General features: G+C 72.0%; 12 protein-coding genes. 5 read left to right on the top strand and 7 right to left on the bottom strand.

The window, feature by feature from the left end:
• Position 1: 1 nt before the first annotated feature.
• Positions 2–871, bottom strand: a complete 870-nt coding sequence (locus OU416_RS04625) for a sigma-70 family RNA polymerase sigma factor (RefSeq protein WP_270925558.1) — start codon at positions 869–871, stop codon at positions 2–4.
• A gap of 79 nt (positions 872–950) precedes the next feature.
• On the opposite strand from OU416_RS04625, the gene OU416_RS04620 reads away from it, so the two are divergent.
• The gene (locus OU416_RS04620) at positions 951–1,415 is read left to right on the top strand and encodes a carboxymuconolactone decarboxylase family protein (protein WP_270925557.1); all 465 of its coding nucleotides are present in this window, start codon (positions 951–953) and stop codon (positions 1,413–1,415) included.
• Positions 1,416–1,431: 16 nt separating this feature from the next.
• Here the strand turns inward: OU416_RS04620 and OU416_RS04615 are convergent, their stop codons facing one another.
• The 3 genes from OU416_RS04615 to OU416_RS04605 form a co-directional block, all read right to left on the bottom strand.
• Positions 1,432–3,819, bottom strand: a complete 2,388-nt coding sequence (locus OU416_RS04615; RefSeq protein WP_333779619.1) for a penicillin acylase family protein — start codon at positions 3,817–3,819, stop codon at positions 1,432–1,434.
• Between the two features lie 88 nt (positions 3,820–3,907).
• Positions 3,908–4,552, bottom strand: coding sequence for a TetR/AcrR family transcriptional regulator (locus OU416_RS04610; RefSeq protein WP_270925556.1), 645 nt, complete (start codon positions 4,550–4,552; stop codon positions 3,908–3,910).
• A 298-nt stretch (positions 4,553–4,850) separates the two neighbouring features.
• On the bottom strand, positions 4,851–5,249 hold the full coding sequence (locus tag OU416_RS04605; protein WP_270925555.1) for an SPW repeat domain-containing protein: 399 nt from the start codon (positions 5,247–5,249) through the stop codon (positions 4,851–4,853).
• Positions 5,250–5,585: 336 nt separating this feature from the next.
• On the opposite strand from OU416_RS04605, the gene OU416_RS04600 reads away from it, so the two are divergent.
• Positions 5,586–7,547 carry a M protein gene (locus OU416_RS04600; protein ID WP_270925554.1) on the top strand — a complete coding sequence of 654 codons (1,962 nt, stop codon included), beginning with the start codon at positions 5,586–5,588 and terminating at the stop codon, positions 7,545–7,547.
• A 55-nt stretch (positions 7,548–7,602) separates the two neighbouring features.
• On the opposite strand, the gene OU416_RS04595 is transcribed toward OU416_RS04600, so the two are convergent.
• A complete protein-coding gene (locus OU416_RS04595; RefSeq protein ID WP_270925553.1) occupies positions 7,603–8,805 on the bottom strand; it encodes an amino acid permease in 1,203 nt (400 codons plus the stop codon).
• Between the two features lie 105 nt (positions 8,806–8,910).
• Here OU416_RS04595 and OU416_RS04590 point away from each other — a divergent pair, with 105 nt between their 5' ends.
• The 3 genes from OU416_RS04590 to OU416_RS04580 all read left to right on the top strand — a co-directional run bounded on the left by OU416_RS04590 (position 8,911) and on the right by OU416_RS04580 (position 10,524).
• Complete coding sequence (locus OU416_RS04590; protein ID WP_270925552.1) at positions 8,911–9,390, top strand: Lrp/AsnC family transcriptional regulator; 480 nt, start codon at positions 8,911–8,913, stop codon at positions 9,388–9,390.
• A gap of 47 nt (positions 9,391–9,437) precedes the next feature.
• Positions 9,438–10,259 carry a MerR family transcriptional regulator gene (locus tag OU416_RS04585; protein WP_270925551.1) on the top strand — a complete coding sequence of 274 codons (822 nt, stop codon included), beginning with the start codon at positions 9,438–9,440 and terminating at the stop codon, positions 10,257–10,259.
• A gap of 88 nt (positions 10,260–10,347) precedes the next feature.
• A complete protein-coding gene (locus OU416_RS04580) occupies positions 10,348–10,524 on the top strand; it encodes a hypothetical protein (RefSeq protein WP_270925550.1) in 177 nt (58 codons plus the stop codon).
• Here the strand turns inward: OU416_RS04580 and OU416_RS04575 are convergent.
• Together OU416_RS04575 and OU416_RS04570 are read right to left on the bottom strand one after the other, a co-directional pair.
• Complete coding sequence (locus OU416_RS04575) at positions 10,521–11,333, bottom strand: alpha/beta fold hydrolase (RefSeq protein ID WP_270925549.1); 813 nt, start codon at positions 11,331–11,333, stop codon at positions 10,521–10,523. The genes OU416_RS04580 and OU416_RS04575 overlap by 4 nt on opposite strands.
• A 78-nt stretch (positions 11,334–11,411) precedes the next feature.
• Complete coding sequence (locus OU416_RS04570; RefSeq protein WP_270925548.1) at positions 11,412–12,374, bottom strand: extracellular catalytic domain type 1 short-chain-length polyhydroxyalkanoate depolymerase; 963 nt, start codon at positions 12,372–12,374, stop codon at positions 11,412–11,414.
• Positions 12,375–12,406 lie beyond the last annotated feature (32 nt).

The following is a 12,406-nucleotide window of genomic DNA, read 5'->3' as shown; positions in this document are numbered from 1 at the left end:
CTCACTCCAGGAACGAGAGATCCAGGCGGTTCAGCCGGTCGGGGTCGGCGAGGATGTCCAGCGCGACGACCTTGCCGCCCGCGACGGTGAACGCCGCCACCGACACCACCTGCCCGCCGACGATCGCGACCGCCCCGGCGGCACCGTTGACCTGCACCGGCCGGAGCTCTTCGGCGAACGTGGCGAACAGCGTCGCGCCCCGGGCCACCTCGTCCGGGCCGCGCCGCAGGGTGCCCGGGCGGTGGCCGCCGGGATCGGAGCGCACCACCACGTCCGGGGCCAGCACCTCGACCAGCCCGGCCAGGTCACCGCCGCGCGCCGCGTCGATGAAGGCGTCGACGACCTCCCGCTGCCGCGCCAGGTCCGGGTCGGGCGCCGGAACGCCCCGGACCCGGCGGCGGGCGCGGCTGGCCAGCTGGCGGGTCGCGGCCGGGGTGCGCCCGACGATGGGCGCGATCTCGTCGAAGGGCATCGCGAACAGGTCGTGCAGCACGAACGCGAGCCGTTCCGGCGGGGCCAGCGTTTCGAGCACCACCAGCAGCGCCAGCCCCACCGAGTCCGCGAGCAGCGCCTCCTGCTCGGGGTCGACGGTGTCGACACCGGTCACCAGCGGGTCCGGCACGCGGGTCTCCAGCGGTTCCTCGCGGCGGGTGGTGCGGGAGCGCAGCATGTTCAGGCACACCCGGCCGACGACGGTGGTCAGCCAGCCGCCGAGGTTGCCGATCTCATCGCCGCCGGACCTGCTCAGCCGCAGCCACGTCTCCTGCACCGCGTCGTCGGCCTCGCTCAGCGAGCCCAGCATCCGGTAGGCCACCGCCCGCAGCCGCGTGCGGTGGGTTTCGAACTGCTCGGCCAGAAATTCCGCGTCCATCGGTCACATTCCTCCGTCGCCCGGGGTCACAGCTATGACCGGCGGAACCGGGCCGGTGTGACACAACCCTGGAGGCGACGTGCAACCCCGGATGAAGAACCCCGCGATGATCCTGCCCGAGGCGATGGCCGGCATCCAGCGCCTGCTGAAGGCGACGAACTCCGGTGGCGTGCCGAAGCGGACGCTGGAGCTGATCGGGCTGCGGGTCAGCCAGCTCAACGGCTGCGCCCCGTGCCTGGTCGGCCACCTGCGCGAGGCCCGCACGGCCGGGGAGACCGACGAGCGGCTGGTCACCTTGGCCGCGTGGCGGGAGGCCCCGTACTTCACCGACGCCGAACGCGTCGCGCTGCAGCTGGCCGAGGCCATCACCCGGCTGGCCGACCGCTCCGAGGAGGCGGTGCCGGACGAGCTGTGGGCGGCGGCGGTCGAGCACTACGACGAGCAGCAGCTCTCCGCGATCCTGCTGATGATCGGCACGCTCAACCTGTTCAACCGGATCAACGTCCCGATCCGGGAGCGCGCCGACCAGCCCAGCTGGGAATGATCCGCTCAGGACCGGCTCAGCCCGGCAGCAGCTGCATCCGGCGCTCGGCGATGAGCTCCACCGCTTGCCTGCTGTAGGCGAGCGGGAAGTACTCCCCGGTCCGCCACCGCTCGGCCAGGTCGCGGTAGTGCGGGCTGGCCGGGTCGCCGGACTGGCCGGGCGTGTTCACCGCGACCGAGGAGTCCCAGTCGCCCACGTCCAGGACCATCCGGAACGACGGGCCGTTGAGCTGCCGGAAGTCGCTGGTCCGGTAGGAGGACTGGTTGACGGTGTCGGCGGAGCCGCCGCGCGGCAGCGGGCCGACGTCGAAGCGGGCTCGGTCGGCTTCGCCGAACGCCGCCGACGCCGGGTGCTGGAAGAAGCTGTGCTGCAGCTTCCCCCACTGCCAGGAGCCCTCGCCGCGGCCGAGCCGTTCCCGCACCTCCGCGTAGGCCGTGCGCAGCGTGTCCAGCAGCAGCCGGTCGCGGGCCGCCGCGTCCGGCAGCCACCGGCCCGGGTTCTCCAGCTCGCCGAGCAGCACCAGGGTGTCGGCATCGGCGATGATCTCGGCGGCTCGCGGCACCGCGGCCCGCACGAATCCCGGCCCGAGGTGCTTGGACAACCACACCTCGAACAGCGCCGCGGGGCCGGAGCCCGGTGATTCCACCGCGTCCCAGCCGCGCAGCAGCCGCAGCGCGCGGCGCAGATCGGACTCGCCGCTGTCCACTTCGGACAGCAGGGCGATCAGCCTGCGGGCCGGGATGGACAGCTGGTCGTTCTGCAGCGCCTGCGAATCGGCGATGGTGTGCCGGTGCTGCCGGGACAGCACTTCGACGATCCGCTGGTGCCGGAACGGGTTCGTCCACTCGTATCCCAGCCCGAGGCCCTGGTGCTCCGGCGGCAGGTTGAACTGGTTGGCGGTGGCGATGAACCCGGATTCCGGGTTGAGGCTGCGCGGCAGGTCGTCGCCGGAGCGGAAGCCGTTCCACTCGTAGCGGCCGTCGCCGGGCACCGGCAGCAGCCCGTCGTAGCCGACCCGCTCGGGCGCCAGCCCGCCCGGCACCCACCCGATGTTGCCTTCCACGTCGGCGTACACCTGGTTCTCCGTCGGCGCACCCCAGTTGCGCATCGCGCGGGTGAACTCGGTGAAGTTGCGCGCCCGCATGTAGGCGACGCTGCCGAAGTACGGCGACATGCCCGGCTCCAGCCACCCGGTGCGCACCGCGTAGGCGAGGTCGCGCTGCTCGTCGACGTGGATCACCGGGCCGTGCCGGGTGAAGGCCAGCTCGACGGTGCGCGCGGCCTCCCCGCGCACCTCGACCTCCTCGCGCAGCACCGACATCGATTCCCAGCCGCCCTGGTAGCGGTAGCGGCGGCGGTCGGCCGGATCCAGCTCGTAGACGTAGAGGTCCTCCTGGTCCATCGGGAAGATGGTCAGCCCGAAGGCGACGGTTCCGTTGTGCCCGATGGAGATCCCCGGCAGCGCGGGCTCCCCCGCGCCGATCACGTCGAGGCCCGGCGCGGACAGGTGCGCCAGGTAGCGCAGCGAGGGCGCCGAGTAGGCGCGGTGCGGGTCGTTGGCCAGGATCGGCCGCCCGGTGGCGGTGCGCGCACCGCTGATCACCCAGTTGTTGCTGCCCTCGGTCGCCGGATCGCGCACCACCGCCTTGCGGACGCGGCCCTCGGCGAACTCCACCTCCTGGGTGGCCAGGTCGAAGACGGCCAGCACGTCGTCGGGCAGCGCGCACGGGTCGAAGCCCTCGGGCACCACCGTCCGGTGCTCCGGCTGCAGGCCCTGCCGGACCTGGTCGGCGTCGACCCCGGCGGCGCAGGCGACCTGGGCGCGCTTGACCTCGCTGGTCAGGTTGCGGGTCAACCCGTGGCTGCGGATGCGCACCACGTCCTCCGGCGCCCAGCGGGCCGGCCGGTAGCCGAGGATGCCGAACTCCTCGGGCAGCTGCTCGGGGTGCTCGTCCAGCCAGTCGAGGTAGGCGTTGATGCCCGCGGTGAACCGGGTCGCGATGCGCTGCGCGTCCTCGGAGTAGCGCGCCCACTCCACGTCCATGTCGCCCCGGTACAGGAACAACCGGGTGGCGCGGTCCTGCGGCACGTGGTCGGGGCCCAGCACTTCGGCGAGCTTCCCGAGGCCGCGGCGCCGCCACAGGTCGATCTGGAACAGCCGCTCGCGGGCGGCGTTGAAGCCCTGCGCGAGGAAGACGTCGTCCTCGTTGCGGGCGTAGATGTGCGGAACGCCGTAGCGGTCCTCGATCAGCTCGACCGGCTCCCGCAGGCCGCGCACCCGGTACTTCACCGGATCGGACGCCGCTTCGGCACCGGAACCCGCCAGCACACCCGCTCCCGCGATCCCGGCCGCCATGGCCACCAGTCCTTGCCGCCGGGAGAACCGCACCTGACCAACGCCCACCGCAACCTCCCGCATCGACCGACTGCAGGAGTTTTTAGCGCGCGCAACGATCTTTCACAAGAGTGAAGAGAATTCAGATATGTGGTGCTCAGGCGGGTTTGATCTTCCTCGGCTTGCCGATGCCCGATTCCAGCGCACGGGCGATGAACCCGATCTCGCGGTCCAGCTCGTCGTCGTGCGCGCCGTGCCTGACGAGCGAATGCCGGTGGTTGACCACTCGCGCCAGCAGCAGCGCGGCGGTGTCGACGTCACCGCTGACCCGCCCCGGCGGCAGCGCCAGCTCGATCACCCCGCGGATCTGCTCGACGACGTGCCGGAACCGCTGCTGCAGCGCCTCCCGGACCGCGACGTGCGTGTCCGCCTCCCGCCACAGCAGGTGGCTGAGCAGCGGCGAGGCCTCCAGCCGGGCGTCCAGCTCGCGCACCAGCCCGCGCAGGCTGCCCGCGACGTCACCGCGCACCACCACCCGCTCCGAGAGCACCGGATCGTCGGGCAACCGGTCGACCAGCGCGGTCAGCAGGTCCTGCTTGCGCCGGAAGTAGTAGTGGATGAGGCCCTTGGGCACCTCGGCCCGCTCCGCGATCCGCGACGTCGGGGTGGCCTCGAAACCGTGCTCGGCGAACAGCTCGCCGGCCGCCGCCAGGATCCGCTCCCGCGCGGAGGCACCGTCGTCCGCCGGCCGCCCGGAGTCCGAAGTGGACCCCCGTGCGCCGGAGCCGCGAGCCTGCGCCATCAACCCGACCTCCCGCCGCCTGCGCACCGCCACACGCGCGGCCCGGACGTTACTCCCAGGCCGCGCGCGAGCGCCGCCGTCAAACACTGTCGGCGAATGCCGTCCGCGCCTTGTGAGCAGCGCCAGCCGCTTGGGCCACCTGCGCAGCTGGCACCGCCGCGGGTTCTGAGCGGTTTCCTGGCGAGGACGACCCCTCCGCCGTGTATCGGACATACATCAGGAGGGGCACCCGCAGTCCGGGGAAGCGCTCAGGTTCCGCCACCCGCACCGCCACGCAGACCGGCCACCAACAGGTAATTCAGTGCTGACCGGCGATACCGCGGTGTGCCGCGTTGGCCTCCGGCAAGGCTGCCGCGCCTGCCAGGACCGCCAGCACGCCGACGATCCACGAGGTCCACGACGCGCCCATGAGCGAGGTGTACCCGAGGACCCACGGCGAGATGAACAGCAGCGCGCCGAGCAGCATGTGGCAGTACTCGCTGGTCATCGAGCCGGGCATGGCCAACGACCACACGCTGGCCAGCACCAGCAGCGCGCCCAGCACGATCATCGCGGACATCGCCGACCCGTTGGTCGGCGTCCACAGGGTGCCGATGATCAAGTAGGCGCCCAGCACCACGGCAGCCCAGTCCTGCCAGCGAACCCACGGCTTCGCAGTCGAAGAGCTAGACCTGTCGGCCACGTCGATCACCTCCACTGAGCACGACCAACAACTCCATTGCACGCTTGGTTGGCCAGCCGGTCAAGACGTACCGGCGACCGGTTCGCCCGGCGGTGTGAGCAGCGGAACTCCGGCGGCGGCCCGCGCGGCGGCCCCGGACGGGCGACCAGGAGGGTTCGGCGGACGCGTCCGGCCCGGAGCCCGCCGTTTGTCTGGTTCGTCACGGCGCGAGCGGCGTTCGGCCAGGTGGCGGAGCTTTCGGTTGGCGGGGTTGGGAGTTGGGCGCCGGGGCCGTCCGGGCGGTGCGGAAAATCCGGCTGATACGCGCCACACCTCCCACAACAACGTCGTCTTCCAGGTAGCTTGGTGGCCATGGGCCTTGCCGACGACCGCGACTTGCTACCTCTTGGATCGGGCTTCGACCTCGTTCGCAAGAACGGTTACGACCGCGCCCAGGTCGATGAGCACCTGGAGCGGCTCGACGCCGACATCCGCATCCTGAGCGCGGATCGCGACGCCGCCGTCTCCCAGGCCAACGACCTGTCCAAGCAGCTGGAGTCGGCCCGCTCCGAGATCGAGAACCTGCGCGGCCAGGTCGACCGGCTGGCCAAGCCGCCGACGACGCTGGAAGGCCTCAGCGAGCGCCTGCAGCGGATGCTGCGGCTGGCCCAGGACGAGGCCAACGAGATCCGCGGCCGCGCCGAGAACGACGCGGCCCAGATCCGCGCGCGCTCCGAGGCCGAGGCCACCAACCTGCGCACCCGCTACGAGCGGCTGCTCGCCGAGGTGAACAGCCGGCGCTCCGAGATGGAGACCGAGCACCGCTCGCTGATGGACAAGGCCAAGTCCGAAGCGGAGCGGATCACCCGCGAGGCCGAGGAGAACCGCAAGCGCGCCGACAAGGAGTCCGAGGCCCGCCGCGCGCAGGTCGAGGAGGACTTCGAGATCGCGATGGCCGCGCGCCGCAGCGAATCCATGCGCACCCTGGCCGAGCAGGAGGCCACCAGCAAGTCCGAGGCCGAGCGCCGCGTCCGCGAGGCCACCGACGAGGCCAACCGCCGCCTGCGCGAAGGCACCAACGAGGCCCACCGCCGGGTCCGCGAAGCCACCGACCAGTCCAACCGCATGGTCAGCGAGGCGACCGCGAAGGCGGAGAAGCTCACCCGCGAATCCACCGAGGCCGCCAACAAGCGCGAGCGCGAGAGCACCGAAGCGGCGAACAAGCTGGAGCGCGAGAGCACCGAAGCGGCCGCGAAGCGCGAGCGCGAAAGCATCGAGGCCGCCGACAAGCGCGAGCGCGAGAGCAAGGAAGCCGCCGCGAAGCTGGAGCGCGAGAGCACCGAGGCCGCCGACAAGCGGATCCGGGAATCCAAGCAGGAAGCCGAGCGGCTCGTCCGCGAAGCGACCGAGAAGTCCGAGCTCATGGTCCGCGAGTGCACCGACGAGGCGACCCGCCTCATCGACGACGCCACCCGCGAGAGCAAGCGCCTGGTCACCGCGGCCCGCGAAGACGCCCGCATCCGCCTCGGCTCGACCACCGAAGAGGTCCAGCGGCGCCTGTCCAACGCCGACGAGCACGTCCACTCGCTCACCCAGCTCCGCGACGCGGTCGCCAAGAAGCTCCGCGACGCGGCCGAGATGCTCGGCCAGACCACGCCCCTCCTCGAACGCCTCGACCAGGAGGACGCCGAAGAGGAGAAGCTCCGCGAAGCGGCGGTCGAAGCCCGCGAACAGGCCCGCAAGGACGCCGAAGAAGCGCTGGCCCAGGACAGCCGCGACGTGAAGCCCGAAGCGGCGAAGCCCGCGAAGGCCGCGAAGCCGGAGGCGAAGGTCGAGGCGACGAAGGCGCCGCAGGCCGCAGCGGGCGAGCCTGCGAAGCAGGCGAGCACCGCGGGACAGGCGGGTGAGCCTGCGAAGCAGGCGAGCACCGCAGGACAGGCGAAGGCCGCGAAGCCGGAGGCGAAGCAGCCGAAGCCCGCCGGGCAGGCGCAGCCGGAAAAGCCTGCGCAGCAGGGAAAGCCCGCGCAGCAGGCGAAGCCGAAGGCGCAGGGCGGCAAGCCGGGAGGCGGCCAGGCGGGCGGCAAGCCGTCGTCGAGCGGCGAAGCCGCGGACGACGGGCCGACGGAGCAGATCCAGCTGGTCCGGGACCAGGGCGCGAAGCCCCAGTCCGGTTCCCAGGCGAAGCCCCAGTCCGGCTCCCAGGGTTCGCCCGACGCCCAGAGCTCGTCCGGCTCGCACGACGAGCCGACCCGCCGGATCCAGCTACCGGTCCCGGAGAAGAACGCCAAGAACGGCCAGCGCTCCCAGACCACCGGCGGCCAGCAGCGCCGCTGAGCAGCACCGCTCCCGGATCCGGAGCTCCCGAGCGGAGCTCCGGATCCGGCACTGCTCAACCGGCCGGCGCCAACCGCCGCTCCGGCACGACGGCGGCCCCGATCGCCACCGCCAGCGCCACCAGCAGCGCCCACCCGCTGAAGGCCAGCACGCCGAGCACCACCGCGCACGCCACCGCCGCGGCCACCCGGACCGGTCCACTCAGGACTCGCGCGCTCGCCGCGGTGCAGCAGAGGTAGACCACCAGGAACAGCGTCGTCGGGATCGACACCAGCTGCGCCGTGCTCACCAGGTCCGCTGCCGCCGCGCCGAGCAGCACCAGGCCCGCTGCGAGGACGGCGAGCTGGAGCCCCCAGCTCGACCTCGCCGGACCGCGCAGTTCGGCGGTCAGCACCGCCGCGCTGGTCAGGTAGGCGTTGGTCGCGGCGAGGGTGAGCGTGACCGCCGCGGTCGTGGCGATCGCCGGGCCTGCCGCGCCGACCGCCGCTCTCAGCAGGTCGGCGAGCGGCGCATCGCCCGCCGCCCGGGCTCCCAGGACCGAGATCGCGGCCGCCGCCAGCGCCAGGTAGATCACCGTGGTGATCGCGAACGCCGTCCCGATCACCCGCGGCAGCTGGGTTCGCGGGTCGCGCAGCCGGCCGGTGAGCGGGGCGATGGCCTCCCAGCCGACGAACGACAGCATCAGCACCGATCCCGCCGCGCCGATCGAGGTCCAGCCGTGCGGTGCGAACGGCACCCAGTTCGCCGCTCGCGCGGCGGGCGCCGAGCCGATGACCGCCACCGCGACCAGCAGCACGAGCACCGCGACGAGCACGAGCTGCACGGCCGTCGAGCTGCGCGCGCCGCACAGGGTCAGCGCGACCACGGTGAGCAGCAGGACCGCCGCGGCGACCAGCTTCGCGGTCTTCCCGCCGCCCACCAGGTCCGCGATGTAGCCGCCGCCGATCAGGCACACCACCGGAGCGCCCGCCACCACCCCGGAGAGGAAGCACCAGCCGACGGCGCGCCCGGTGCGCGTGCCGAGGCCCGCCGCCGCGTACTCGGCCACGCCGCCCCGGATGCGGGTGCCGAGGCTGGTGAACACCCAGGCCAGCAGGCCGGAGAGGACCAGCAGGCCGCTCCAGGCCACGATCGACGCGGGTCCGGCGAGCGCGGCGGCGAGGCCGGGCAGCAACAGCAGGCTGGGGCCCAGCAAGGCCCCGATGTAGAGCGCAGCGCCACGCGCGCTCGACATGTTCTGCGCAGAGGAGTTCGGCATGACGCCAGAATGTGCGAAACACCGCGGCACGCGATGGCAAACTTCGCCGTGCCAGAACCTCCCCGCGCAATGTCGTGCGCGAACAACGTCGAATCGTGGTGGATCATGCCGGAGCACAACTGGGACGGGACGGATCGCGCCATCCTGCGCGAGCTGCAGGACAACGGCCGGATGGCCAACGTCGAGCTGGCCGAGGCGGTGTCGCTGTCCCCGTCGTCCTGCTTGCGGCGCACCAAGGCGCTGGAATCCGCGGGCGTCATCGCCGGCTACCGGGCCGAGCTGGACCGGGAGCGGCTCGGCCTCGGGCTGACCGCGTTCATCTCGCTGAAGGTCGACCAGCACTCCCGGGAGACCTCCCGGCAGATCGAAGCGGCGCTGACCGCCATCCCCGCGGTGGTCGCCTGCTACGTCGTCTCCGGTGAAGCGGACTTCCTCGTCGAGGCCGTGGTGCCCAGCTTCGCCGCCTACGAGCAGGTGCTGCTGGACCAGATCCTGGCCATCGAACCGGTCACCGACGCGCGCAGCACGTTCGCGATCCGCACGGTGCTCAGCCGCGGCCCGATGCCGCTGGAGCACTGGTCCTGATCTCCCCTTGCACCTGACACGGTGGCAGGTCCTAAACCGGAGGTGTCATGTTCAGCATTGGAGATTTCGCCAGGCACGGGCGGGTGTCGGTCCGGATGTTGCGCCACTACGACGCCATCGGGCTGCTGCCACCCGCGCACGTCAACCGGTCGACCGGGCACCGGGCCTACCACGCGGCCCAGCTCGCCCGGCTCAACCGGATCGTCGCGCTGAAGGAGCTCGGGTTCACCCTGCAGCAGGTGCAGCAGATCCTCGACGAGGGGTTCAGCGCCGAGCAGCTGCGCGGCATGCTCGCCCTGCGGCAGGCCGAACTGCAGAACCGGATCGAGGCGGACACCGCCCGGTTGGCCGACGTGCGGGCGCGGCTCCAGATGATCGAAGCAGAGGGAACCATGCCGACCGAAGAAGTGACGATCAAATCCCTGCCCGCGGTGCGCCTCGCCGAGGTGTCGGGCACGGCGCGGACGATGGATCCGCAGTCGATCGGCCCGGTGATCCAGGGCCTCTACACCGAGCTGTCCGCGGCGCTGGAGCGCGCCGGGGTGGTGCCGGTCGGCCCGGCGACCGCCTACTACGTGGACAGCGACGACGGTGAGATCACCACGGTGCACGCGGGATTGCCGGTCAACGTCGAACCGGACCCGGCGCTGGAGTTCGCCGTGGTGGACCTGCCCGCGGTCCCGCAGGCGGCGACGATCGTGCACCGCGGCCCGATGGACGACTGCCTGCCGACGTACCAGGCGCTGCTGCAGTGGATGGAGGCCACCGGCCGCCAGCCAACGGACACCGGCCGCGAGGTCACCCTGGCCTGCCCGGAGGACCCGGCCGGGATGGTGACCGAGATCCAGCTGCCGGTCCGCCCGGGCTAATCGTTTCCGCTGTTCAGCCGGGTCGAGCGTCATCGATCCAGTGGTCCTCCCGCTCTACTTCCGGAGGGTGGTTGCAGGCATTGCGCCCATGGAAAGGACCACGTCGATGGCGGACCAGGAGTCCCGAACCGGTGACGGCAGCGCCCGGGCCAGGCGGAAGTCGGGTGAGTACTTCGTGCTGCCCAGCGAGATGGCGGACGAGATGCGGCGGAGCGAGGCGAAACCGAACGAGCAGGACTCGCGCCGTCCTGCCAAGGACGACTAGCCCAGCTCGGCCAACCACGGTCGGACGACGCCGGCGAACTCCTCCGGCGTCTCGACCGGCGGCAGGTGCCCAGCACCCGGCAACGTCACGAGCTCACCTCCTGGGAGCACGTCCGCGAGCGCGCGGGCGTGCTCCGGAGGAGTGAGCGAGTCCTCCGCGCCCACGACCACCAGCGCAGGCCCGGTGAACGCCCGCAGCGCATCAGTGCTGTCCGGACGGCTCGCCATCGCGCGCTGCGCCCAAGCGACGCCCTCCGGCGGTTGCGCGTCGATCAACTCCCGAACGTGCTTGAGCACCTCTGGGCGCTGCTCGCGCGTAGTGCGTCCGAGGACGTTCGGCAGCGTGCCCTCCGCCAGCCAGCCGCTCGTGCCTTCGCGCTCGGCGCGGTCTGCGGCGTTGAGGCGGTTGGCGCGCTGCTCGTCGTTGTCCGCAACAGCTTTCGTGTCGACCAGCAGCAGCCCAGCAACGCGCTCAGGCGCCGCCCGCAGCACAGCCATCGCGACGTAGCCGCCCATCGAGCAGCCGCCCAGCACGACCTCCGGCAGCTCAAGCCGGTCGAGCAGTGCTAGGACGTCGGCGGCTGCCGCGTCGATGCTCGGGTGCTCGGCCGCCCAGTCGCCGTCACGCCCCTCGGAGCTCTGCGCCCACGAACCGTTCAGCGGGCTCTCGCCCAGGCCTCGCTGATCCGGGGCGATCACCCGCGCTTGCTCGTCCAGCCCGGCGCGCGCCGGGTTCCACATCCGCGCATCCGCGGGGAACGCGTGCAGCAGCACCAGCGGCGTTCCGCCACCCGATTCGATGTAGTGCACCGCACCATCGTGCCGCACCCGACCCCACCACGCGGGCCGGCCGCGCGGCGGGGTTCTGCGAGCATGGGAACCTTCCTGTCAACCCACCCCGGCAGGCAGGCCCCACGACCTGCTGAGATGCCAGGCGGCGCAAACGTCGACGTCCAGCAGGTACGCGCCCGCCTGCCCGCACTGTCCGTCAGCACTGCCGGGATCGATCGGCTGACCGTGCCCCATCCCGGTGATCGTGATGGTTTCGACGAGGGTGCGCCCGGAGCTGTCGGCGTAGCTCTCGTGCGGGTAGCCCGCGATGGTGCCGGTGGAGGTCGGGGTGGGCGGGATGCCGTGCACGTTCGTCCACTGCTCGACCAGTTCGCGCTGGTTCGCCGGAGCCACGGTGTAGTCCGCGGTGCCGTGCCAGATGCTCAGCGTCGGCCACGGCCCCTGGTGCGAGCTCGCGCCGCGCACCGCATCGCCCCACTGCTCGGGCGTCTTGTCCTTGCCCGGGTTCATGCAGGTGAAGGCGTCGATCATGCTCGACGCGCAGCCGTGGGGCACACCGGCGACGACACCGCCCCCGGCGAACACGTCCGGGTAGGCTGCGAGCAGCGCAGCGGTCATCGCCCCGCCCGCGGACAACCCGGTGACGTAGATCCGCGCCGGGTCCGCGCCGGTGTCGGCGATGGCGCGCTGCACCATCTGCGCGATCGACTCGGCCTCGCCGCTGCCCCGCGCCGTGTCGCCGGCCTGGAACCAGTTGAAGCACCGGTTGGCGTTGTTGGCCTGCTCCTGCTGCGGCAGGACGAGGGTGAACTGCGCGCTTTCGGCCAGCTCCACCCAGCCCGCGCCGGTGCCGTAGCCCGCGGCGTCCTGGGTGCAGCCGTGCATGGCGACGACCACCGGGCGTCCTTCCGGCAACCCGTCGGGGACGTACTCGAACATGCGCAGCGCGCCGGGGTTGCCGCCGAATCCGGTCACTTCCCGGAGTTCGGCCGCCGAAGCCGCCGGTGCTGCGACGACCGTCGCCAGCAGCACGGCCAGGACCAGGGAGAACACGCGCATCCGAACCACCTCCTCGTGGTTTCCGACCACGG

The organism is Saccharopolyspora indica (assembly GCF_027853965.1).
In the GTDB taxonomy this organism is placed as follows: domain Bacteria; phylum Actinomycetota; class Actinomycetes; order Mycobacteriales; family Pseudonocardiaceae; genus Saccharopolyspora; species Saccharopolyspora indica.
The sequence above is the reverse complement of the archived record's forward strand: the minus strand, read 5'-3'. Positions and strand labels throughout refer to the sequence as shown.